The 25732-nt window shown below is 50.9% G+C and carries 13 protein-coding genes and 1 pseudogene; 3 read left to right on the forward strand and 11 right to left on the reverse strand.

All coding sequences use genetic code 11. The annotated features are described in order from the left end of the window. Positions 1 to 93 precede the first annotated feature (93 nt). Entirely contained in the window at positions 94 to 1476 is a 1383-nt protein-coding gene (locus tag R0140_RS24110) for a carbohydrate porin (RefSeq protein ID WP_317703915.1), read from the reverse strand. Positions 1477 to 1746: 270 nt separating this feature from the next. Continuing rightward, entirely contained in the window at positions 1747 to 3066 is a 1320-nt protein-coding gene (xylA, locus tag R0140_RS24115) for a xylose isomerase (protein ID WP_050888119.1), read from the reverse strand. Between the two features lie 426 nt (positions 3067 to 3492). Between xylA and R0140_RS24120 the strand changes: the two genes are divergently transcribed. After that, positions 3493 to 4932: an MFS transporter gene (locus R0140_RS24120; protein ID WP_074193553.1), complete on the forward strand. Its 1440-nt coding sequence runs from the start codon at positions 3493 to 3495 to the stop codon at positions 4930 to 4932. Between the two features lie 58 nt (positions 4933 to 4990). Further along, positions 4991 to 6670 (forward strand): glycoside hydrolase family 43 protein, encoded by a 1680-nt coding sequence (locus R0140_RS24125; RefSeq protein WP_101139769.1) that lies wholly within the window; start codon positions 4991 to 4993, stop codon positions 6668 to 6670. Between the two features lie 228 nt (positions 6671 to 6898). Here R0140_RS24125 and R0140_RS24130 read toward each other — a convergent pair. After that, a pseudogene (locus R0140_RS24130) lies at positions 6899 to 7132 on the reverse strand (FosA family fosfomycin resistance glutathione transferase); the annotation flags it as partial. 204 nt (positions 7133 to 7336) lie between these two features. Between R0140_RS24130 and queD the strand changes: the two are divergent. Then, the gene (gene queD, locus R0140_RS24135; protein ID WP_064176632.1) at positions 7337 to 7699 is read left to right on the forward strand and encodes a 6-carboxytetrahydropterin synthase QueD; all 363 of its coding nucleotides are present in this window, start codon (positions 7337 to 7339) and stop codon (positions 7697 to 7699) included. A gap of 50 nt (positions 7700 to 7749) precedes the next feature. Here the strand turns inward: queD and dpdD are convergent, their stop codons facing one another. From dpdD to dpdE, 8 genes are read right to left on the reverse strand one after another with little or no spacing between them, the layout of a single operon-like run. Continuing rightward, the gene (gene dpdD / locus R0140_RS24140; protein ID WP_172749414.1) at positions 7750 to 10017 is read right to left on the reverse strand and encodes a protein DpdD; all 2268 of its coding nucleotides are present in this window, start codon (positions 10015 to 10017) and stop codon (positions 7750 to 7752) included. Continuing rightward, complete coding sequence (gene dpdK, locus R0140_RS24145) at positions 10014 to 10556, reverse strand: phospholipase D-like domain-containing protein DpdK (protein ID WP_064176331.1); 543 nt, start codon at positions 10554 to 10556, stop codon at positions 10014 to 10016. Before dpdK ends, dpdD begins: the two co-directional genes overlap by 4 nt. Next, a complete protein-coding gene (dpdJ, locus tag R0140_RS24150) occupies positions 10553 to 15082 on the reverse strand; it encodes a protein DpdJ (protein WP_317703916.1) in 4530 nt (1509 codons plus the stop codon). Before dpdJ ends, dpdK begins: the two co-directional genes overlap by 4 nt. Before the next feature lie 15 nt (positions 15083 to 15097). Next, complete coding sequence (locus tag R0140_RS24155) at positions 15098 to 15889, reverse strand: hypothetical protein (RefSeq protein ID WP_064176329.1); 792 nt, start codon at positions 15887 to 15889, stop codon at positions 15098 to 15100. Further along, the gene (gene dpdH, locus R0140_RS24160; RefSeq protein ID WP_064176328.1) at positions 15886 to 18942 is read right to left on the reverse strand and encodes a protein DpdH; all 3057 of its coding nucleotides are present in this window, start codon (positions 18940 to 18942) and stop codon (positions 15886 to 15888) included. The genes R0140_RS24155 and dpdH overlap by 4 nt, the downstream gene beginning before the upstream one ends. Further along, positions 18942 to 19847, reverse strand: coding sequence for a protein DpdG (gene dpdG / locus R0140_RS24165; RefSeq protein ID WP_000022531.1), 906 nt, complete (start codon positions 19845 to 19847; stop codon positions 18942 to 18944). The genes dpdH and dpdG overlap by 1 nt, the downstream gene beginning before the upstream one ends. Beyond that, positions 19831 to 22398, reverse strand: coding sequence for a protein DpdF (dpdF, locus tag R0140_RS24170; RefSeq protein ID WP_086512164.1), 2568 nt, complete (start codon positions 22396 to 22398; stop codon positions 19831 to 19833). The genes dpdG and dpdF overlap by 17 nt, the downstream gene beginning before the upstream one ends. A gap of 5 nt (positions 22399 to 22403) precedes the next feature. Further along, positions 22404 to 25559 (reverse strand): protein DpdE, encoded by a 3156-nt coding sequence (dpdE, locus tag R0140_RS24175; RefSeq protein ID WP_064176327.1) that lies wholly within the window; start codon positions 25557 to 25559, stop codon positions 22404 to 22406. Between the last annotated feature and the right edge of the window lie 173 nt (positions 25560 to 25732).

A 25732-nucleotide genomic window follows, 5' to 3' on the forward strand; every position in this document is an offset into this window, starting at 1 on the left:
CCGGACCTACGGGGGGATCCCGCAGGCCTCCTCAGTCGTAGCCCGGCTAAGCGTAGCGCCAGCCGGGAACGCTCCTTCGACAACGCTATCGCATCAGAACCACGCCTCAAACATTCCACCGACGTTCAGTGAATCCAGCTGCTGGTCCTGGGTGCCGTTAACCTTCGCGGTATGCTCGTTGTCCACCTGACCGCCGGTCACATAGAAGCGCAGCATCGGGCGGAACTCCGGCCCCATGCCGATGGCGATGTTCTGCGACAGCGTCAGCTTCCAGCCGTGGTTATCCCCGCCCTGGTCGTAATCCACGCGCTGGTAGCCCGCTTCCAGCCAGGTGGAGTGCACGTCGTTCCAGAAGTACATCGGCCGGACGATGGCGCCGTAGTTTTTACGGTTGTCGGTGTTGTCCTTGCCGTTGTCGTAGTCATGGAAAGCCAGCAGGTATTCGATCTGCGCCTGCTGGGTGAACTTATGGCTGCCCTCGAAGCTGGCGTAGACCGTGGTCAGGTCGTCGGTTTTGTTGTAGACGCTGTTATCCGAGTTGTCGGAGTAGCGCAGGATCACCTTGTTCACCCCGCTGTCGTTGGTGTGGCTCAGCACCAGGCCGCCCTGCCAGGCTTCGAGGCGCGCGTCGCTGTCCACCGCCTTCGAGTCAAAGCCGTAGTTGGCGTACACCTCGACGTCGATCGGCCCGGCCTTGATGTTGTGGGTTTTGGTGGTCAGCGCGTAGTGGCCGTTGTCGCCGGTGTCGGAGCTGCCGGTACAGGTGATACGCGACGGGTTGGTCTCGTCTGCCATCACTTCCGGACTACAGGATTTCACCTGCGACACCGTCGCCACGTCAAACTGCACGCCGCCGATATCAAAGTTCTTCACCCCGGCGCCCTGGCCGTCGTGGTTCATCCAGAAGTAGTCGTTGATCCCCTGTTGCGGACGCTGGTGGAAGTCGCGGCCGGCCCAGAGATAGGCGTTGGGGTTGGAGTCGAGGACGTTGGTGACGCCGACGTAGGCTTTCTTCAGGTTAACTTCGTCGCTCCAGTGGTCGAACATCACGTTGAGATCCCAGATAGCCCCCTGCGCGCTTTTGAAGGCCTTGCTGATCTGGAATTCGCCGCCGTTGCTTTCGTTGCCGAGACGGCCGATCGCCGAGGCGCCGTTATAGGAGCCGTCGACGCCGACATATTTCTGGTCGCCGGTCTGGAAATGGGCGCCATAGCGGGCATAGCCGCTGAACTTGAGGCCGAACGGAATGGCCATATCCGGCGAGGCGGCGGTGGTCTGCGGGTTGGTGATCACGTCGACCTTTTTGTCGGCCGCGGCGTCGATTTTCGCCTGGCGGTCGGCCAGCGCTTTATCAACGGCGTTGGCGACGATGGCGTCGATCTGTTCCTGAGTAAATTCTTGCGCCATTACAGAGGTAAGCGGAAAAAACGCGGCGATAACCGCCATGGTTAATGGAAGCTTTTTTATCATTGTCATGAGTTTCTCAATATAGGTTAATTTTATTCAGACAATAACCAGCCTATTCTGAGCTGACAGAATATGTCGCTATCATCAGAACAAGTTATTTTTTATTTTGTACGGTCACAGAGGCATTACACAATTATCGCTACTTTCCCTCCTTCGTTGGTATTAGACAGACGGTCTTTCGCCACTGACAAAAAAACACAGCACGAACAAATAAACGCTATTTTTCGGCTGCAGGCAGACGGCGTAATACATGCCCCCGCAGGGGCATGTCAGCAAAATTTAACCAAAGATATAGGTATTGACGAGATTTTCGAGTAATTCCTGACGCCCGCTCTGATGCTGCGGATTCAGGTTATGCTGCTCAGCGTACCGGGCAATATTATCCAGCGACATCTGCCCGGTCATAATTTTCTGCCCCAGCTCGCCCTGCCAGCCGGCATAGCGTTTTGCCAGACCCTGATCGAGCTTGCCATCCTCAATCATGCGCGCGGCCAGCTTGAGGGACAGCGCCATCACGTCCATGGCGCCAATATGGCCATAGAACATGTCGTATTTGTCGGTGCTCTGCCGACGAACTTTGGCGTCAAAGTTCAGGCCGCCGGTGGTGAATCCCCCGGCTTTGAGGATCTCGTACATCACCAGGGTATTTTCTTCCACGCTGTTCGGGAACTGGTCCGTATCCCAGCCGAGCTGCGCATCGCCGCGGTTGGCATCAACAGAGCCAAAGATCCCCAGCGCGATGGCGCTGGCGATTTCATGGTGGAAAGAGTGCCCCGCCAGAGTGGCGTGGTTGGCTTCAATGTTCACCTTGATCTCATTTTCCAGACCAAACTGCTTCAGGAAACCATACACCGTCGCGACATCGTAATCGTACTGATGCTTGGTGGGCTCCTGCGGTTTCGGCTCGATAAGCAGCGTGCCGCCAAAGCCAATCTTATGCTTGTGCTCCACCACCATCTGCAGGAAGCGGCCAATCTGCTCACGCTCCTGGCGCAGGTCGGTATTCAGCAGGGACTCGTAACCTTCGCGGCCGCCCCACAGCACATAGTTTTCGCCGCCGAGCTGGTGGGTGGCGTTCATGGCGGTCACTACCTGCGTGGCCGCCCAGGCAAACACCTCCGGATCGGGGTTGGTCGCCGCCCCGGCGCCGTAGCGTGGGTGGGTAAAGCAGTTGGCGGTGCCCCACAGCAGTTTCACGCCGGTTTGCTGCTGTTTCTCCGCCAGCACTTCGGTCATCACGGCGAAATTGTGCAGATATTCTTTCAGCGACGCGCCTTCTGGCGAGACGTCGACATCGTGGAAGCAGTAATACGGCACATTGAGCTTGTAGAAAAATTCAAACGCCACGTCCGCTTTGCGTTTGGCCATTTCCAGCGCATCGCCCGCGGCCTGCCAGGGACGCTCAAACGAACCGGCGCCAAACATATCCGCGCCATTCCAGCAGAAATTATGCCAATAACAGGCGGCAAAACGCAGATGATCTGCCATGCGTTTTCCCAGCACGATTTCATCCGGATTATAGTGGCGAAACGCCAGCGGATTATCGGTTTTTGGTCCGGCAAAGCGAACGCGATCAACCTGGTCGAAATAGGTCTGCATGATGAACTCCGAAATTGAGAAACAGGAAAATTAACAACTGTGACACATCGTGTATTCTCATCGTCGGTTGCTCAATTACGTTATTTCACTCAGCGATTGAGAAAATGCTCAAATGTGAGCCATCTCGCAAATAAAACTATTTTAAATATCTCGCTTCGCGCGCGTATAGCGTACACTTCCTGGGGACTTCAGGTATCCATACCAAATTAAAATGCCGATTTTGTCACAATGTCTGCCTGCCAAAAAATTAGCGGCGGATAACGATTCAACGCAGGCGATACAGGCCTTTGCTTCGAGGATCACAGAAGTAAAAAAACATAATTACGTAATTTAAAAACGTAATAGATTCTTCCAGGTCAACTGTGTCAGAAAGTGTTTCACCTACACAAAACAAACCGGAGTCTGCTTAGAATGAGTAAAAACATAATGCACAGTCGGCATGATGAATATCATAAATTAACCCGCGGAGAACGAATTGGTTATGGCATGGGCGACTTTGCGCAAAACCTGGTTTTCGGCACAATTGGGGGTTTTCTGGCTTTGCATATGCTGACGGTAAATACCATCAGCACGGCAACGGCAGGCTTTATTTTTCTTTTTGTCCGTATCATTAATGTGTTTTGGGATCCGATGGTCGGAACCTACGTGGATAAACGAACCTCGAAAGCGGGGAAATATCGTCCGTGGCTGTTACGAGCCGGCGTTCCGCTGGTGATCCTGTCGGCATTACTGTTCGCGCCCATCCCTGGGGTGAAAGGTTCGGTGGCTTTCGCCTTTATTATTTATCTGGCGCTGGACCTGGTTTATTCCTTAGTCAATATTCCTTATGGCTCGCTGAATGCGTCACTGACCCGCGACCCGGAATCGATCGATAAGCTGACCAGTACCCGCATGATGCTGGCCAACAGCGCCAACCTGCTGGTCTATACCCTGTTCCCGATGTTTGTGCAGATGGCGGCGCCGAAAGATCGCAGCCTGAAAGACACCGGCTTTTTTGGCCTTGAGCTGAATCTCGGCAACTATACCGATCCGTCGGCGAACTACGCCTGGTTTGGCGTGTACGCCATCTATATGATCATCGGCGCGGTGGCCCTGTTTATTTGTTATAAATTCACCAAAGAACGCGTTGTCGCGACCGCCGAGCAGACCGCCAACGTCAAAACCACCGACCTTTTCCACGAACTCAGACATAACCGCCCGCTGGTTATTCTCGGCATGTTCTTTATGCTGGCCTTTACCTTCATGTTCTTCATGAACACCGTTAACGGCTTCTTCAACCAGTTCGTCGTCGGCCATTCCGAATGGATGGGCGCCGTGGGTCTCGTCGCGTCTATTCCCGGCATCGCCTTCCCGGTGTTCTGGCCGAAACTGAAAAAAATCTTTGGTAAAAAAGGCTTCTTCCATCTGTTCCTCGCCATGTTCATCGTCGGCGAACTGCTGACCTACGTCTGGTCCCGCGAAGGGATGCACGACGCCCTGTGGCTGGCCTACATCGCCACCTTTATTAAACAGTGGGGCTTAACCTCCGCCACCGGCTTTATGTGGGCGCTGGTACCGGAAGTCATCGCGTATGGCGAATTAAAATCAGGCAAACGCAATGCCGCCATTATCAATGCCATTATGGGACTCTTCTTCAAGATCGGCTTCACCATCGGCGGCGCGATCCCGCTGTGGCTGCTGGCGGTGTATGGATTTAATGAAAGCGGCGCCGTGCAGAGCGCCAGCGCCATCGACGGGATCATTATGACCGCGGTGTGGATCCCGATCGCGCTGGCCGCTATTTCGATGGTGATTATTCAGGTTTATCCGATCTCCGATAAACATGTTACCGACATTAACCGTCAGCTGGATGAGATCCGCGTGTAGTTAAAAAAATTATAAATCAGACCGATTCGTCACTTTCCATTTTAAAAGGTGTAATGAAATGTCACTTATTCAAAACCCGATATTACGCGGCTTTAATGCCGACCCCAGTATTATTCGCGTCGAGGATACGTACTATATTGCCAACTCGACGTTTGAGTGGTTCCCGGGCGTGCGTTTACATGAGTCGAAAGACCTGAAAAACTGGAACCTGCTGCCTTCGCCGCTCTCCACCACCACCCTGCTGGACATGAAGGGCAACCCCTCCTCCGGCGGCATTTGGGCGCCGGCGCTCTCCTGGGCCGATGGGCAATTCTGGTTGGTGTATACCGATGTGAAGGTCACCGAAGGCGCCTTTAAAGACATGACCAACTATCTGACCACCGCGAAGGATATTCGGGGCCCGTGGAGCGACCCGATCAAGCTGAACGGCGTCGGGTTTGACGCCTCGCTGTTCCATGACGACGATGGCCGGAAATATATCGTTCAGCAAACCTGGGATCACCGGGAGTATCATCACCCCTTCGATGGCATTACCTTAACGGAGCTGGATACCAACACGCTGAAGTTAATGCCGGAAACCGCGCGCACCATTTACCGCGGCACCGCTGTGGCGCTGGTCGAGGGGCCGCACCTCTATAAACTGAACGGCTACTACTATCTGTTTGCCGCCCAGGGCGGCACCGTGTTTACCCACCAGGAGGTGGTGGCGCGGTCGAAAACCCTCGAGGCCGACAGCTTCGAAACCGAGCCGGGCGACGTGTTCTTAACCAACGTCGATACCCCGGACAGCTACATCCAGAAACAGGGCCATGGCGCGCTGGTCTCCACCCCGGAAGGCGAATGGTATTACGCCTCGCTCTGCGCCCGGCCGTGGAATCGCCCGGGGGAATCCATCTACGACCCGCGCGGCTGGTCAACCCTCGGCCGGGAAACCGCGATCCAGAAAGTGTACTGGGACGACGAGGGCTGGCCGCGTATTGAAGGCGGTCACGGCGGGAAAACCTTCGTCGAAGGGCCGAAAGACGCCATCTTCACCGAAAGCGCCAGCGATAATAGCCAGCAGGATGACTTTACGTCGCCAGCGCTCGACCCGAACTGGAATACCCTGCGGGTGCCGTTTACGGCCAAAATGGGCACCACCGGCAACGGCAAATTAACCTTAATCGGCCAGGGTTCGTTAGCCAATACGCATGACCTGTCGCTGATTGCCCGCCGCTGGCAGGCCTTCTATTTTGACGCCGCAGTGAAAGTGAAATTCGAGCCCTTCAGCTACCAGCAGATGGCCGGGTTAACGAATTACTATAACGACCGCCACTGGAGCTTTGTCTTCCTGACCTGGAATGAAATTAACGGCAAGGTCATCGAAGTCGGCGAAAATAACCGCGGGAAATACACGTCGTACCTGAAAGATAACGCCATCAAGGTGCCGGACGGCGTCGAATACGTCTGGTTCCGGACCAAGGTACGCAAGCAGACCTACAGCTATGAATACAGCTTCGATGGCGTGACCTTCACCGAGATCCCGGTTCAGCTGGATGCCGCGGTACTGTCCGATGACTATGTATTGCAGAGCTACGGCGGGTTCTTTACCGGGGCGTTCGTCGGCCTGGCGGCGGTAGACTACGCCGGGTACGGCACCCAGGCTGAGTTTTATCAGTTCGAGTATCAGGAGCTGGGCGATGCGTTAGCGGCCGATGGCAGTTACAGCTGGGAGGCTGGCGAGACGCGGGATAAGTAAGAGAGAACGGGCCCACGCTACCGGTGAGGTAGCGTGGGTTTTGTGGTGTGTTTGATGAACGTAAAGCGAGCGCTGTCGGATGTCAGCCTGCGGCGAAGGCCGGACTCGCCTTTTCGTTTAATTTATTGAAAATTAATGGATTGTTAGGTTTTAGTTTGGGGTTTTGCCCCCAAAATGGGACATAAAATTGAATACTGCGTGGAAGATCACAAAGTTGCGTGATTATTTTCAAGGTCCGAAACGCATTCCAGAGTAAGGCCTCTCCCGGCACTGCGTCAGTCGGGATGCTAAATCTCCCACATGCAGCTCCAGCTTGTGGCCATCCGGGTCAAGAAAATAGAAAGATTGCCCTTCGCTTTTATTGTCTTTCCAGACCGTCACTCCCGACTGTTTCAGCTTATATGAGAACGGCTCAAAATCTTCTTACGCGATACTGAATGCGTAGTGGGTATAGTCACTGTCCTACAGGGTCACGTAGTTGCGTGATACGTGTACGAAAGGTGCCGGTAAGGACAATACATCTAACTAATCAATCTTAATTGTTTTATAAATTAATGAGTTAATGCACATGGGGCAAACTATCCAGATTTTTATTTAACATACTCAAGTTACGTACTTCCTATCTCAGATTTGATTTGTTACATTATAACAAAAATTGAGGTACTCATGAAAACGACGCTGTATAAAGATTTCACATTTGAAGCCGCACACCGACTACCCAATGTACCTGATGGGCATAAGTGCGGACGTTTACACGGGCACTCGTTCGTTGTTCGCCTTGAGATCACCGGAGAGGTGGATAAGCACACGGGGTGGATTATCGATTTCGCAGAATTAAAAGCGATCTTCAAACCTACGCTGGATAGGCTGGACCACTACTATCTCAACGACATTCCTGGCCTTGAGAACCCAACAAGCGAAGTTCTGGCTCAATGGATCTGGAATCAGGTTAAACCACAACTCCCGATCCTGAGCGCAGTTATCGTGAAAGAGACATGCTCTGCAGGTTGCATTTACCGCGGCGAATAACCTCGAACGTGAAGTGTAGACGGTGGCGTGAACACGCCACCCAAGATTATTTATGCTGACAATCCCTTTAGATAGGTGCGAATACAGTCTAGCATGCTGGTGCTGCCTTTCCCCGAAGGTTGTAGAAAAGGTTTTTCACCACGTTCTTCTTTTATTGCGTAATAAGCTGAATGTTTCGAACTAAGCCAAGCAAAAACAAATAAATCCGCCTCCTTAGCCAAAGAGCGTAGAATTGTCGTTCCGCCTTTATCACTATTGAGACGAATATCCGCATGAGGGTAATCGGCTAGAAGTTGTTTTTTCACTCGCTGTGCTACCGGCTCAGTTAAAGTATAAATGCCTACAACTTTATTATTCAGCGTTGCCCCTGCCTGAACTTCCCCCGAAATTCCTTCATTATTTTCATCTGTGGCCTGAAGAGGAATTTCAAATACAAGACCGCACTCTTCAGAAAACTGAGCTAATAGATTCCATTGCAATTTGCTATAACGGAATGGGTTACTATAGAACTTGCTGTATACCAAGCTGAATAATTGCTCTCTGGCAAGCTTGTCAACGGTTGGATAGATAAGAAAGAGTTCAAGTATATCCAGCCACGCACTAGCACTATTCGTGCCGGAACTCTCAATCATAACCTGTAGGTTTTCTATCAATTCACGATAGTCGTTCGCATTTATGTCCCCTTCTAAGTAACCGCGAGCCAGATCGCAAGCAATAATGACATCTTCACGGGAACTGTTGTCATCTAATACTAATTGCTGCAATAACGCTAACCTGACAGGTTGCCATGAAGCCTCACCCTGATGGTTATCCAGCCATTCAAGTAGAACAGGGATAGCATCACGCAAGATCATGCCTGTACGATCATCGCTCTTATCAAGTAGCGAAATGAATACCTCTGTCTCGAGTGCACTTGTAGGCCATTTATGGCTAGTCTGTTCTACGGCTTCAATTGCTCGCACCCACAGAGGATCCTCTAGCACTTTCTGTAACCAGTCCTGCCAGTTATTGAACCCAACTGCATTCTCTACTGCGAGCGTGACAGGTAAAAATGTCTGCAACTCTGCGTAGTAACGCTGAAAAGTCGGTTTTGCCAACAACAAATCTCGTTCCTGTTGCACCAACTGCTGCAAATAGCTAATAGCTTTTACAGCTGCTCCTGTACTGCCCACAACCCAAGCGCATTGCAACGCGATAGCTACACCAGGTGCGCTAACAGGCAGTAATACCAATTCTTCCAGTGTGCTTTCCGGATGTTCATCAGCCAAAACAAGCAACTCATCAATGTCTTTGATAGGCCGAAAAGAATTTATTTCATTAGGGAAGGCTGCCAGCAATTGGCTGATCCAGAAACGGTCATTGTCCGATGCTCCCTCCATCCCGGCCACTAATTGATGTGCCTGCTCCTTCAACCTTGAAGGCGCACTATGAGTATCGGAAAGAAGCCACAGAAGAGTATTTTTAACCGCTGCTGGAGTGCGAATCCCCTGTATCACCAGGAATAAGCGCGGCACACTATTTGCCAAATAATCATTAAAGACCCTGCGTTGGGCTGCCAAGTCTTCTTCAAGTTCATACTTTAGTAGCATCTGCTGATAAAGCACCGCCATCACTTCTTCAGCTAGCACTAAAGGATGTGGTATATCCATCACCCTGCGTAGCTCAGGCGATTCAAGTAAACTTTTGGCGTCCTTTTCCATTGCCAAACAACGCAGCTCAATAAATAACTCGTTGATATGGCCGATGCCACCGGCATCACGCAACTCTTGCAAGTAGATACGTGTTTGCGGCACATCATGGCGACGCAGCGCAGCTCTAATGTCTCGCAGGATACGACCACGCGGGCGTAAAAGTGCGTGATGATGGCTCGGTCGGTTAGCAAGTTGGAGGCGCAGACGCTCAATGCCTTTAAAAACCTCCAGAATCATAGGTCGCGAGAGCGAGCTAAACTTATATACACTATCGCCATAGTGCTCGATCAATGCTTTTTCTACTGAACTATTTGGATTCAGCATAATACGCTGGCGGTTAAAATCCGACCATGATGTACCTACATGTGAATCTATCAATTCACCTAGCTCTGCGTAGTTTCGTTCTTCATCGGCTATAGCATACCAAGTAACTTTATCATTGCAGCCCTTCATGACGCGCGGCAGGATCACAGGGAAACATCCGCTCCTGACATCCTCAATCCACGGCTTCAAACGCCGTAAAGTAGATTTTTCCAACTGCTCACTCTCAATTTTTTCCCAAGAGATGATATTTTCATCCCCATCGAAAAAGTTACGCAGTAGTTGCTCGCTGCCTTTGATATTCATACCCCCCCTCCCTGTACAGGTTGGTAATAGTCATTGAATACCAGTGAAGCCTGTACAATCGCGGTTTTGTCTGTGGTCAGATTGATCTGTTCGTCATTAATCACAATCCCACCAATCGTCAGATTCATCGATCCGCTCAAGAAGAAATGGTCACCCAGAACCCCTTTGGTATGCAACTCCTGTTTCTGACCAATGAATAGGCTATCCAACATACCGTAGTTAGCTACGCGTTCAGTTAGCTGTCTGATAAAACGAGCGTTATGCTGGGTTTCGTTGGTCATCACCTTCAGCGAACAACCATTGGCAACTGCACGCGCCAGCAGTTCTGAAGTCTGTACCATACGCTGTCCCCAAGCAGGTTCGAGGTAATCAAAACACCCAGTACGATTATCCAGTAGATCAAGATCGGTGATCCAAGGCGAGACAAGCCACAACTCCGCGCTTGGCTGAACGATCTCAGCAACAAGCAAGGAACTGAGTACATCCATCACTTCACTTTGGCGGGAGGATCTGGATTTAAAAATACGCCGGGTATTCATTGGATAGCCTCCGGGATTTCAATAATGACGAAGGTATCATTATTGTGTCGGCGCAGGGCACTAACGCGGGGATAGAAGAATAACCCGTACATTTCTACTGGGGTGACCAATAAAGTAGCGATGGCCTCATTAAGTGCATCTCCCAGTTCAGCCAATAACTCACATTTACCATCATTCTCCAGATGATGGTGACACTTTTGAATCCAGTCGGTTTGGCTGAGTGCCACTTGGGCGCAGCTGTGCTGCACCACATGTGCCAACAGTAGGCGCTCAGTTGGTCCAGCAAAGCTGTAGGGATTGTACCAAGTAAGCCAGTTGTCGCGGATTGTATAACCACGTGGCCACAATAGGCCATTACAAGTATTAAATCGCCAACTCTCCAGATTGTGCTGCCCTTGGCTAGCTTGTCTTAATTGCTGATCAAGTAAACTGGACTGACTACAGGTAAAAGCAAACACGCGTTGCGGTAATTCAATGCCTAATCGCTTCTCATGCTTTCTCCATTCTTGTTGCAATTGCAGCATAAAGAAGTCACTACTGGCATCGGTTCCTGGCCGTAGTAAGCGGGTATTGATCGCTGACAGGAAGCTATGGCTGGTCATAAACCCACTGCGCTGCAACTCTCCCAATAGATTGCGCTGTGCCTGAATCTGGCTAACGTGGCTATTCGCAAGACGCATCTCGTCCATACGAGCAGGCAGTGGTGATGTCGGAATCGCCAAATTCTGCAATAGATGCCAGACATTATTATCCATTGTCTCATAATCGCCTGGGCGAAGATTGAAGTCCAACAGTTCAAAAAAGCGGCGCGGATCCTCACGATAAATATGTTGAATTCTTTCAATGATTCCACCGCCACCGACGGTGGTTTCTGATAACCAGATTTCATGCATCCCTGGACCCAAATACTCAGTACGAATCGGCCCCCCACTGAGATCAAGGATAAGATCGTTCTCGTCAGCATCCGGGCACAGTTGCATTGCAGTTTGCAGCAACGCCGCACCCAAAGTGTTAGTGAAGTTAAAGGTGAACCAATCCAGCCAATTATCATCCAAGGGCTGCCAGAGTAATTCAGCCCAATCGGCTATTTTTGCCATTACGGGGGCCTGGGAAAGTAATTCACGCAGACTATGCTGTAGATCCTGCTCAACTTCCTCTCCCGTCTGCACATCATGGAGTGTCTGGAAGATTCGTGCGGGAACGTCAAATAAAGGAATTTGAGCAACATTTTGTTGCAGTGCGTAAAACGCCTGTTCTAGCGAACAATCTTTCAAAACTGCTTCACAGCCAATGCCTGCCAGTACAGTTTCTGCTAGCCATCCCCCCAAGAAAGAGTTAGTACTAATAGCATCATCGTTGCTGACTTCATACATGAAACGCGCTGTACGTAACCCAGCCATCAATTCCAAGTTATTGCTAATATTGGCAAGATCAAAATTAGGTATCTGATACTGGAATCTCACCGCATCAACCCATAATGAGAAGCCAAAGGCAGCAGGTTTACCCTCATGTTCAAATTTAAAATTAATCTGCAAATCATCTCGCTGATCGCTGAATTTTATATTGGCTTTTGAACCGGTGGCAAAACGTACTGCCTCAATAGGGCAGTGTTGTTGATGAGTGTAAAACTCCACCTGCTGGAATATTCTCTCCCAAATATTATTGGATGGCACTTCTGCCTGGATACCACGCTGAGGAGGACGAATCTCACTATGCCAAGTCAGGAACGCATTTGAGGTTTCACTAAGTTTTAATTCATCCGGTGGAATGCTGGTCGACACATCCCAAGCGCGGAAGCAGGGAATAGTCTTCATACCACTGCGAGTGGTAATATGGCCATCTGGCATGCTTTCACGTTTGTCTGGTGGGCAATAATCATCAATAGGGAAAAGATGCGTTCCGTCTTTCAGATCTAAATTTTTTGGCACTACCCAGTGACGTTCTCGAATGTTTTTAATGGCAAAACGCTTGCTAATACGACCAGGGGCGAAATCTTTCATTCCCTGTAAAATCGGCATAGTTTGCGGCTCAGGTTCTTTACCAACCTCATTTGGCAGGTTAATTTGCAACTCAGGCAAGCAAAGATCGTTAAACAGCGCAGACGGAATAAAATCCGGCATGGGTATGCCTTTACGGCAATTATCGGCCTGTTCAACACCAAGACGTGACCAGTTAGAGCGAAGCCTTCTTAATACCGTTGGCAAAAACGCAGTCATTATTGCGCGCGGTGGTTGCCATAGCAATGATTGCAACTGGTTGTTTTCCTTAATGCCCAACGCTTCAGCCAGCCATTCATTGAAAACCTGCTGAGTTTTTTGATTACACAAAAGTTCTTCAATAATATCAGCTAGTTTTAACTGGGCGTTAGAGATCTTGCCATTATCCTGCGGGATGGACAGGTCATCCCAAATACCACTATTCCACTCTTTGAGATATTTATTACGACTTGAAAGCCAGTCCATCGTTGCATAAGCGGCCTGCATACGCAGTACGTAGCTATTACCAATAGGTAATTGTTTTGCTTTCAATACCGGTTCGAACAGGTTTTCGTAACATTGAAATGCTATGCGATCGCGTCCATAGTCGGAAAGCACCACAACAGTCCACGGTCGCATAACACGTTGACGTCCCGCACGTCCTTTCCGCTGTAAAAACTGAGCGTTATCACGCGGCGCTTTATGCTGAATCACTGCTCCGACGTTAGGATCGTTAAAACCGACCTCCAGCGAGGCTGTAGCTACAATAAGATCCGCAACAAGATCGACCCCAGCATCCTGCGAAGAGGTTCGCTTGACGTTACTACGGTCAGCAGAATCAAGTGTGTGCCCAATAACTTTGGATAGTGGCCATTGCTGACCAAAGGTAAATTTCTCTTCATTAGGCGCATCACCGCGCAGCATCGCTAGCGGTTCTTTTCTGGCATTAATATTGCCATTTGAGTAACGGCCCTCCGCGTCCAGGAGTTGAAAGTAGAGTCGGTTAATGACATCCATATCATCTGTAAAGACGAAACTGCGCGTACCATAAATACCTTTGCTGGCAACTGATGTTGCATTATCGAGCATACGTTTGGTAAGCATGGAGGTCTGAATCGTAGTGGACAGAAGACTGGATCGAGAAGCCGGATCGCCCCTAAGCGCCAGCATATACTCAGCACCTTCTGTTTCCATATCGTCCTCATTCGGACTAACTTCCACCACAAGATGTTCTGCCAGACCGGTCAGAGCCCCCATAAAGCGAGTAGCCTGTTCTAGCGTCGCAGATAACCCAACAAAGTGTGGCGTGGCTCCGGACAGATGCCGCCAACGGCGGATTAACATACCGTTCTGTGCACCACTGATACCTGAATATGTATGTACTTCATCAAGCAGCATCAATGATGGAGGGATAATATTTTTTCCAATACCAAATAACGAAGCAAGAAAGGGATTACCCATCTGTTTATTCAGCATTTCAGTACTGGTAAAAAGAATATCAGGTAGTTCAACCTTCATCCGTGTGCGAGTTAAAATAACCTCATCAGGCTCAATAGTCTGGCTACAACTATCGCAATGCAGTCGCTCGTAGCCCTTATCGTAGTCGGCGGCGCGCCAAACCATTTTGCCGCGGCATTTCTCAGTTGGACAGGGAATGTAGAGACAAGCCATGCCATTGCGATGACGACTCCAGGCACTTTTCATATATTCACGATGGATGGTTTCTTTTTTCGTTGGCACCATGCCGAATAGTGCGGCGATTCGTATCTTGCGCACTCCATTCTTAGCTAATTCATCGTTCAACTTACGAGTCTGGCGCAATGTCTCTATAAACTGGTCCTTCAACAGTTCATTACGCGGATAGATAGCCAGTGCTTTCACCGAGTCTTTCTTCCTAGCGACCAGTTCGCTACCGATAAAGGTCAAGGCTGGAAGATAGAATGCCAGCGTTTTACCGGTCCCAGTCCCGGCACAAACAATGGTCGCAGTCGAACGATGCTTGCTTTGTTGTATCCCACGTAGAACGTTTTTGCAGGATTCCAACTGAAAACGCGCAAGGTTGTACATTCCCCCCGGATGGCTGATCAGCGTCGATAGTAACTGGTGGTGTATAGGAGTAAAACCATCAATTTCATCAAGTTGGTGAAACACCTCTATAGGCTGCAGGTTGCGCTTGGGATATTTGCGCTGGCGGCGTAGAAAGCGGTAGTCAGATACCAGAGTCGCCGCAGTACGCCAATTATTACCTCGGCCATGTTTGGGGAACATCTGCCGTAACTGGCTATAAAGCCGCACTGACTCAGCCATGCGGGTACGAAACACCGAAAAGCCATTTTGATGGTGGCGCAGTAGCAATCCGCGATCGATCATAACTTTCGCTATGCCAAAACTAGTTAGGCCGTTGGCGTCGAGCGGGTGGTTCTGTAGGACCTGAGAAATAGTATTACGGAGCTCGGTCTCAGTGAAAAAACCTTGTGTGTTACCCCAAGTTAGCAGTACCGCCTCCTGCGACTCCAGCCCATCAAGTACTGCGCGAATAATCTGTTCCATTGAAACTACGGCTCCTTACAGGCGTCTTATACGATAGCGCGTCGGGTCGTCTTCTTCAGTCAGCCAACTGAGTACATTAGGCGTCAACATATCGAGCGTGGCACCTTGCCCGGCTACGGCTTTGAGGAAGAGATTGACCTCTTCTGGCACATCCAGCTTAAGTGATCCGCGTTGCTTGCAGAGTTTCTCATGCAGGTCTCCCACCGTCTCAAATTCTTCAATGGTTTTCGGCAGCCCCCGGCTACTGCTGGTGAACTTTTCCACGAGATCACTGTAGTGCTGTTGTACTTTTCGTTGTCCTTCCTGATGCGCCAAGTTACTGAACAGTCTCTGATCCACTTCCCACTGCGCTTTTAATCCGCGAATATAGTTAACCCACGCCGCGGTGGTGTGCGTGCTGAGTTCGCTGGCTAAGCGCCTAATTTCTTGAGTAAGCAGGGCAAGTTCACCCTCTTGCTCAACATCATGTTTATGCGTCGCGTACTGCTGGCAAAAGGCCGTCAGCAGGATTTGTGGATTGCCGAAAGTCGCACTGTCAAACGGACCAACAATCGGCTTACCCGTTTCATTGTCGCGGACCTGCCTTAACACCCTATAGCTACAGAGGGCCTGTGCTAGTGTTTGGGTCGGAGTATCGATTTTTTTTGCTATCCGCAGCAGGTTATCGCGGATATCCTGAGCTTTCTCCATTTGTTGGTAGCGTTGAAGGCGTGCTTTAAAATCACCGCTGCGCCGTGCAAAAATATCGCGTTCTTCCGGTACGCTGGCTACGGGAGTTACCACGTCATTGATGTTTACTTCACTCATGATAAGTCCGCCTCCAGCAGCGTTAACTGTTCAGCCAGGTTTGCCAGGGTATCTGTAACTTGGTTTTCGGCATCCTCAATTTGGTCTCCGCCCTTATCGCTTATACGCTGTTGCACATACTTGTCGGTGGCGTCTTCGAACTTGCCCCAAGTCTCTAATAACTGTCGAAACGCCTCAAACTGCTCGCCATTGATGGCAAGGATCTCTCTCATCAACATGTGCGAGTTATCGGCTGGCAACGTCAGTTTTTCCAGTTGTCTGATCAGTTTTTTCAGCTCTGGATCTTTCCAGCTCTTCAGCAGCTTCAGCAGTACCGGTACAGTTTCACCCATTGGACGGGCGACGTCCGCGCTATTCGCCAGTTCGACTATCTCCTTCATGGTGTCGCAGAGGTTCACCGCTGCCAGGCTGGCGCTGTTGCCGTCGCTCAGGCGTTCAGTGATGCTCTCTTGGGTCTTCAATAGCAGGGTGCGGTAGCCACCGAGCTTACTTTTGACTTCATGGATCTTGCCCGGTTGTTTGCCAGCGTCTGGCGGTTGTTTCTTAGACGCCTCCACCAGCATTAAGCCGTTAATAGCATACGGCTGAGCACCCGGTTTTTTCGCCGCCGTAAGCGCGATTAAACGCTCGCGACGTTTCAGATGCTCATCAATCACGGTATCGCGCGCTTGGGTTAAGAACTCATCCAGCAGTGTATGGTTGCTGTTTGCGACTTGCGGTTCCGTTAACAGTGCCTGCACCAGCGTGGCCGGATGGGATGCTGATAATCCATCCAACCCAAGGAATGCACCACTTAACTGCAGATCGTTGATGATACTAGAAAGCTCCTCGCGTTCTTCCTGCAACACCTTGAGTTTTACTTCGTGCTCAATGCAATCCATGAAACTATGAAAGGCGGCGTAGTCGATCTCACTGCCGTCATAATCCCAACTCTGATAATGGTTGAAGTGCGCCATCGCCAGACAGGCGCTACGCAACTCAGGAGTATCTTCAAGCTTCACCAGCGGATGTGACTGATTCCCTACAAGCACGCCGGGCAAGTGGATCCTACCCTGAGTTTTTGCTGAGCTGGCCATGAGAGAGGTCTGGATAAGCTCAGTTGACCAGTCGATACGGGCATTCAGCGCTTCCAGGAGCCACTTACGAATGTCGCGGGCTCTGGTTTGCTCGAGCGTCTTGCTCTGGTGCCATTTATCCAGCACGAGTTTCCATTCATCAAGTGGTGATGGTGGTGCCGGTACTGATTCCGGTACTGGTACAGGTTCCGGTGCTGGTTCCGGTGCTGGTTCCGGTGGCGTACCACCGCCCCCCAACAGTACTGCCGCATCCGGCAGACCAAACTCTTTACAGATGGCGGGCGTAAGACCTGCCAGGTTTGTACTATTTCCCCCCCAAACAGCCAGCAGTGAATTAATCCGCTCAGGCTGGCTGAGGCCTTCCAGGCGTACCCTCTGCTGTAATGCCGGGTTACATACAATCTCAGCAAATTGTGATGGCGGGAACTGCCCGTCCAGATAATTCTGGCGATACTTTTTCAGTGGCTCGCGCAAAATTTCATGCAAAATATTACGCGGGATAAACACTAGGCCTTGTTCTTTAACTTTGCAGTGTCGTTCTACCAACTGCCCAATGGCTGCTGGGTTGAAGGGAAACAGCGGATGACCAATGCTACTGCTGCCAAAACTGGCCAGCGCTGGCGCAGCAGATTCGTTCTCCAGCACCTCCTGATCCTGCCATACAGGAATCTCCTGATAACACTGCGCGTCCTGCTGGAGGTGATAAGTTTCCAGAGCAGCAGCGCCGTGACGGGCAGCGTTGAGATAGCGGCCGCAAAAGTCAATAACGCGTTTTTTCAGCGCGACATCGTTTTCGCTGGCATGCTGCTGGATCACCCATTCGTAGCGGGCGCGGGTGCCTAGTGTATTACGTAGGCGCTTAAAGCTATCGTGACCCTCAGTAACCGCAATAATCGATCTTAGAGTACATAAAACCTTTTTGCCGTCGTACTCATCTTCCTCTATCAGACAGGCGATCAGGACATCTTCAATCGCCGAGGTGGCGGTAAGATCTTCCACAAGAAGGATCAGGTCGCGACCTTCTGCCAGCAACTGTCGGCGGATCATACGCATCAGATCCTGGAAATTGGCCCGGTTAAAGCTAAATAGTTCGACGAAGGTGTCTTCTAACGCCTGGCTGCGCACCACGTTGACAACGCGAGCCGCTGCTTGCTTTTTTTCATCACTGGTAAGCAACTGTTGGTTGCGCAGGTAGGGAAGCACTGTTGGTGAAACCTGCCTGAAGTCCAGTCCTTTGAAGGTGAAGTCTTCCGCAGACATTTCATACCGCAAGTTGGCAATACTGTCGTCGTTAGCTCCCTGGCAGAAGCGCTGCGCTATATTGTGAAGACAGGCGCCAGGAGCAGTGAAATACTGCGTCATCACGCTGTCAAAAAACAGCGCGGGCAGTCGGGATGATGCTGCGTGTTGTTGAATTTCTTCCAGCTGCTTTTTTCTGCTTTCTTCCAGCTGAATTTTTCCCATTTTTTCTTGGCGAAGCTCTTCAATGGCATCTGTATATGCTGCGTTTAGCGCTTGACGCAATTTAAGAGCAATATGTTCGGCAACGTTTTCGGGGATTAATTGCTTTCCAACTCCGTTAACCTTTTCTCGAATACTCTGATACTCCTCGCCGTCAAGACCTTCCAGAATGGCGGCAAGTACACGTGGCAGAGAAGCATTTTTGGGGATGCGGATAATGTGGTATTTCGCATGATCTTCACGACGTTTGAGCTGAGCATGAACCCAGCGTACCAAGTGGGATTTCCCCACACCAGAAGCGCCAATTAGCGGCAGCGGGCGGTTATGTTCAAGCAGAAAGTCCAGCAGCGCCCCCTCTCCCACCTGCGTGACCTTACCACTTTGAAACTCAATGCGGTCGAGACGCATCGGTTCATGCACCGCCAGCAACTGGCTGTCAGCCAGTGACTCAGCCTCGGTTAGGATGCAGGCAGTAACGTTCTGCTCGCTGGGCCAGTAGCTCTGTAGTTGTGGCATTAGTGGACTCCCACATCATTTAAGGTCAGATGGGTTACGGTACGCAGCACGCTGCCGTTCCGGCCGGTTAACTGCATTGCGCCGCTGGCGTCAGACTCAGCCTTCATGTTGATTACTCCAGAAAGCTGAAGCCGCAGCAGCGCACGCGACAGCGAGGTGGAAAGGCGGTTAGGGCTAAGAGAGTGCCAGCCATACAGACTGATACGCTCCTCGACCTGCTGGCGATAACTGCCACCATCTAGCACCGGGAGCGCCCGATTAAGACGTTGCAGCACTTCGCCGATGGAAAGTTGTTCGCCAACACGCATAAGGAACGGTAACTCTTCACGAATAGAATCGGTGGGGTCAATGGCGTAACTGTCGCGAGTGAGTTGTTGAGCAAAGCCCAGCCAACTGAGATACCCCGGAACGACAGCAATTTCATTACTGTTGATACGAAAATCAGGTATAAACGTGTTCACCAGCACTTCAAGGTTGCCCGATTTGATTTCTGCGTTCTGATAGACATCCAGCGCCAGCAGCAATGCAGCCAAAAGGGTAAGGTCGACGGCGCGTTCATCGCGTGAGCTCAGGTCACTGTTATTTTCCTGTGCCTGTAAACAGCGGCGCGCAGCCTGGCGCAGCGGCATACTTTTTGTGCTGAAATAGTTCGCGTTGAAACTGATTTGTGTTGTCTCTTCTACTTTTTCTTCCGTCAGTAACCCCAAGTCCAGCCATGCTCTTAATTCCTGAGACGCTTTACCACGTGCATTTTGTGAGTCGCCGGTTTGCAATGTTTCCGGTGCACAGAGCGCCATCAGCTTTTCACGCGGTAGTTGGTTCTTCGGGCTGGCTTTCAGCACCTGATAAAATGCGGCCAGCACGGCATACTGGCTGCCACCATGGGCATTATTGATAATCGACACTGTCTAGTTTCCTTTGAAGTTGTTCGATGGTGATCCAATTGTGATTATCGAGAAGAACGTAATGCGCCCCGCCAGGATGGTGAGGATCGGGCATATCATGCGGGATCAGCGTCAGTTGTAATGGTGCTGGGTTGAAAGGCGGCAGGTAACCATTGGCGCAGGACTCTTGAGTGGGAAGTACCAACTCTGCCAACTCGGCCATTACATCGTTATCCGGCACTGGCTCATCACGTGCAGGCAATTCGTCACTCAACAAGATCAGGCGCTCACCGCGCGGAATGGCGCTAAATATACTATGCAACAAGGCAGGATCTGCCCAGACGCGCTGGACAATGCCTCTATGATACAGTTGCACCAGTAGCGTCGCGATGCGGTGATACCAGTTCTCACGTTCCCACTCATCGTCGTTAACTGGCGGATAGGTGATAAAGCAACTGGAGTAAGATAGGCCGCTGAGCGCCTGCCAGCGGCTTAACGCCTGCTGTGCCACCGACGCTGGCGGGTTAAGCAACAGCGTCGGTGGGCTCGGATAATTACTAGTAAGCGCCTGATTATCGCGACAGGCAGGGCAACCACCACAGGCGTGACCCGGAATAAATTCCGCCATGGAGTAGAGATCCACAAGTGCCTCGCACAGCGGTCTGCTCAGTGGCGTATGCAGCCAGTTGATTAATGCATTATGGTTAGCCCTTGCAGCTTGCAGCGTCTCTTCACGGGAAGGGATAATACGTGTTTTCCACAATTCTTCTCCGGTGTGGTGACTACGCAGGATGCGTACTACCAGTGAATTTCCGTTCTGTCGGATGATTTGCTCTTTTGCCGCTTCGTAGCGATTAACATCGGCAAAGTCTTTTTTGTCTGGCGGGTTTTGTAGATCGGCATCCAGTTCCAGCACTCCTGCACGCACCATCATCAGTACGGTACGCAAGTTCCATAATTTATTTTGTTTGCTGCGGAAATTAAGGCCGCTATGGATCCTCTCTATATCAATACGATACAGGTTGTCGCCCACCGATTCGGCACTACCCCATAACTTTTTCCAGCGTTCCAGGCCCAACTCAAGACCAATCAACTTTTGTGAGGACAGATGTTCTGCCTGTTTGACATCCTGATGATTGTAAATTAGCAGTGAGGTGCAGGCATAGCCATCGCGTCCACCACGTCCCACTTCCTGGTAGAAGCGGTCCATGTTTTCCGGCACTGTGGCATGGATCACTGTGCGCACGTCGTTTTTATCCATACCTACGCCAAATGCTGAGGTCGCAATCATGATATCCAGTTGGTTTTTATCCCATTTTTCCAGCAGGCTTCGGCGTACTTCACTCGGTGTATCACCGGTAAATGTTGCCAAACGCTGATACCCCTGCAAACGCAACTGTTGCGCCCACTCTTCAGCTTCTTTCGGTCGCGTCACGTAGAGGATCAGCGGGCGTGGCGCATGAGCCAGCGATTGCAGCACCTTATCCCGTTTGTCGCTGTGGTCTTTTGCCCGATAACACCAGTAAGCAGGTTCCGGGCGCAGATGGCAGGCATGGACTTCGCTCATCTCCTGATCGAAGGTATCGCGCAGGATTTTACGGCTGGCTTCGGTGATAGTCGCACTCATCAGCAGTGTTGAGCACGGTGTAAGATTCGCTTCACGGCTGATGCGCTTCAGCCCACGAATTAAGCCACCAAGTTGCTGGAAATGCGGGCGAAAGTCGTTCCCCCAGCTGGCGACAATATGCGCTTCATCAACAATAACATGGCGCAGCCCTCCCTGTTTTGCTGCTTCAAATAAGGCGAACTGCAGGGAACTGCAGGTCGCTTCAGGAGAGGTGACGATCAGCCGCTGCTCACCCACACGGATACGCATGTACGTATCATATTTATCCTGCGCCGGTAAGCCGCTATACCAGCCGGTGACAGATTCTGCTTTGTTCCCTGCTTCAATCAGTAACTTCCGGAAACGGCTAGCCAACTCCAACACCAGCGCCGTGGTCGGGGCGATCAGTACACAAAGTGCCCCGGGAGCTGAGGCTGTCAGAGCTAATGCTTGCGCTACCAGTGTTTTCCCGGTGCCAGTGGGCAAATTGACCAACAGCGTACTGCCCGGTGGGGCGAACAGAGCCCGGCGTACCGCATCGCGCTGGCCCGGTGCCTGATAGCTGATATAGTTGTCCTTCTTGAAGTAACGGCGCAGGACATAGTCCATCGGTACTCGAGTGTCCTGGCGGCAGAATTGGTGCTGATCGCTGGCGAGAAAAGGCATGCCGTTTCCCTGCTCCAGCCACTGCGGACACCAAGCAGGGCCAGCGCTGAGCAGAAAGGTCTGACCTAGTCGTTGACAGTTAATACCGCTGGCTTCCCACTCCTCCTGTCTTGGCCAACCAGGGTGGCTGTCATCAGGGACGGTCAGTTCGTTATTGTTGTGGTGGGCATGTTTTTCCCGGTACAGCCAGTCACGGATCAACGCCCGGCGGTCGAGGTGTCCGGCAGTCGCCTCTGGCAGCAGGCACTCACTCAACCTTGATGAAATAACATCATTATCAATCAGTTGCGCCAGATTCATCCGGTTTATGAGTCCTCATCCAATATAGCTTCTGATGCAATGATTAAGGCACGCGTCGCCAGGCAGGTCATTTTCGGCTGTGCAATACCCTGGCGCAGCATCTGCCCTGTCTCCTGCCGGTTAGCATGATGCAGCGCGGCGCTGCTTAGATAATGTTCCAGTCGGCTCAGGCTGAGAGCCTGTTGTGTGGCGAACTGTTCCACCGCCAGTCGCTGGGCTATGCTATAGCTATCGTTACACCAAGTGCGCCAATCTTTAGCGCTGATGCAATGGGAGATCTGCGCCCAGCGTTCCTCATTGAGATTTAGGTGGCGTCCGCCCTTATCCTTCGGTTTATAGTCTTCATTAAGTATCATCAACACCTCTGCGTTGGTGACCTGCTCGCCGGCCTGGTCCAGCCACAAGGTAATGGTTTCAGGAGGCATCAGATGGTCGGCCAGTCGTTGCAGTGCTGGTGTATTGACATCAGCTTCAATCAGAAAATCGTAGCGGAAAAAAATATTTTCATCGCCTATGCCTGGTGTGATGCGGATAATCGCGCTAGCAACACCGCGTTCTTCAAAATCCAGCATTTGTAGGATGGCATCATGGAAAGGTTCACCCAAGCGAGCCGGGCGGATTTTACCCTGAGAGGTATCAGCCCGGTAGTAGCTAAGTGGCCAAGTCATGGGCGAACTTCCGCTAGATTGGTTGAGATCAAAGCCCAGCAGGCAGTGTTTTTGTAGGCGCTGTGGGCTGACTAAGGTGCCCGTCCCTCTATCACCAGGGTTGAAGCGATAGCGGAATATCGATGGATCTTTCTCATCTGGAATAAAATCGAATTTCAGTACATTACCTATCAGATTACGAGCGCAGCGGCGGAATTCCTCTTCATTCTCATCTATATCCGCCAGTGCATCGGCATACTCTCTGGCTTCGATGATATCGCCATCAATTTGCAGCAGGACTTCCTGCATTTCGATGCGCTGCTTTTCCACCGTAAGGCGGCCATCTTCACCAGCCAGACGCGCACTGAGTTGCATCATGCTCTCTTCACCCAGCGGGTAAAGATTGGAAATAAGCCGCTGTAATTCCTCATCAATCAAGTATTGTAGGCTTGCAATCGACTCTTCGAAGACATTGAACACTTCATTGAGAATAGTCAGCCACTGATTTTGCAGACCCTCTGCTTCACTCACCAGCGCCATGCTGAGGATAGTAGTTGCACTCTCAGTCGCGCAGTAGCGATTCAAGCGGCCAAGACGCTGTTCCATACGGTTAGGCGACAGCAACAAGTCGTAATGCAGCGCAATCTTGCGCCCGCCGTGCAGATTGACACCTTCTTCAGCCCGGCGATCGCACACTAAGATCTGGCATTTGCTTCCCTTGCCAAAGCGCACTTCTTTGTCGGGATTATGGCGCTGGATTTTGCCAATAAATGGTATCATCAGGTCGGTAAATACCTGGTCGGCTACCCATGGCTGGTCACAGAACACCACAATATAAGGGAGTTCTCTGACGTTACTATCCAGAAGTTTTTCCAATACATCAATTAAGCGCTGGCGCTTGCTGTCACACTCCATTTTGCAGCGGTCTATCAGCTCAAGCAGGATCTCCTTCTCGCCATCAAACAGCGGATGCTGCAACAGCGCGAGCTGTGAATCACTATAGAGAAAGCCCTGCGCGGCACCAAGTGACTCCTGCTGTAAGCGATAGTTTGCAAGCCGGGCCAGTAGTTCCGGCGTAGCGATAGCGGCTTCAAACAGTAACTGATAAATTGCCGCCAACGTGGGGTCTTGTGGGTGCATCATTATTGCCGATTCGCGCCAGGCGATCATCATGTCGTTGCTGGCGTTCGTCGTGGCATATTTTTTTAGTGATAGGCCGGACAAGCCAGGCATCAGGACACTAATGGCGGGGTTGCTACGGCGGTTGCGTAGCAGGCGGTGGTGCAGACGGTAACGGTTACCAATGTAGTGGCGGATTTTATTGATCAGCAGATCACGCGCCTCACTCCGCAGCGGTTGCATCATATCTAAATGGGGAAGCAACTGTGAAGCCATCCCGTTTAGTACTTCATCCTCAGGAAACATCCTAGTCAACGCTTCCAGGTTCTCTTCCAGCGTCATGTTGTCGTTATCACAGTTAAACGCGTAGAACAGTGAACCTATTTCTTCGCGCTGCTGGATACGCTGCTGAAATTTCTGTAAGCCAGTGTCAGTCAGTGGGTAATTTTTAGCATCCAGCAGATGCAGCATGGCCAAGAAGTTCTTTTCATTGCCAGTTACGGGTGTCGCTGATAGTAATAGCAATTTTTCACTTTGTTGCGCCAAGTAGTTCACACTAGCGTAGCGCTGCTCGTACTCTGCATCCCATGCCCAGGCACCGACCTGATGAGCTTCGTCAATCACCAGCATATCGGGGCGGAACGACAGGGGGTCCGCTGTGCTGAAGGCGGCCATATCAATGATATGGATCGACTTATTAAGCAGTTCCTCCAGGTGAAAACGTGCAGAAAGTTCCTGCTGCCACTGCCGGTGCAGAACTCCAGGCGCCACAATCACCACGCAGTGGGTGAGCGGATTTTCCGTGACGTGTTGACGCACGATCAGCCCAGCTTCGATGGTTTTCCCGAGGCCGACTTCATCAGCCAACAGATAGCGTTGAATAGGGTCAGATAACACCCGACGCGCGACGGCCAACTGGTAAGGTTCGAGTTCAATACTGGACGACAGCGAAGAGGTAATCCCAGCACAAGCGTTGCGTTGTTTCAGCATCTGATGCTGATAAGCTAGACGGGCATCTTGCCAGAAGGGGGTATAGGTAATGCGCTCGGCCAGAAGGGCCGCAGCATCGCTGATAGGGCGATCCCAGCGCACAAAGATATCATTTAAGCTGACGTCTTCCTGCTGCTTGTTAGGAAAATGCAAACGCACCCCTCCAGGCACGGCACCAACAACACGTGCAATCTGCCAGTGTGCAACCTCGTAGTCGTAGCGATAAACCAGACTTTCCGCGTGGAGTTCGGCTTTTTTTAGGTGTTTTACTTCAACAGTTTGCTCTATGCCTTCATAATTTACGGGAGAATCGAAATACTTAATTAGAGCATCATTATTGTTAATGCGAATAAGTTTGCCGATTCCATAAGGCGAGTCAACGAGATCGCCAACTTCAAGGGGCATATATCCATCCATAAATTTGCTGTGCGTAACAGTGATTTTAAAAGCCTTTGATTAATGGTGATTTTTTATACGTATAATATCACTGAATACAAGGACAATGTCATACATTGCAACCCGTAAAGATGATTGTCAAGGAGGGGGATCACGGTTACTAGTCTACTATGACTTTTAGG

This window comes from Klebsiella sp. w6 (genome assembly GCF_033100215.1).
In the GTDB taxonomy this organism is placed as follows: domain Bacteria; phylum Pseudomonadota; class Gammaproteobacteria; order Enterobacterales; family Enterobacteriaceae; genus Klebsiella; species Klebsiella variicola.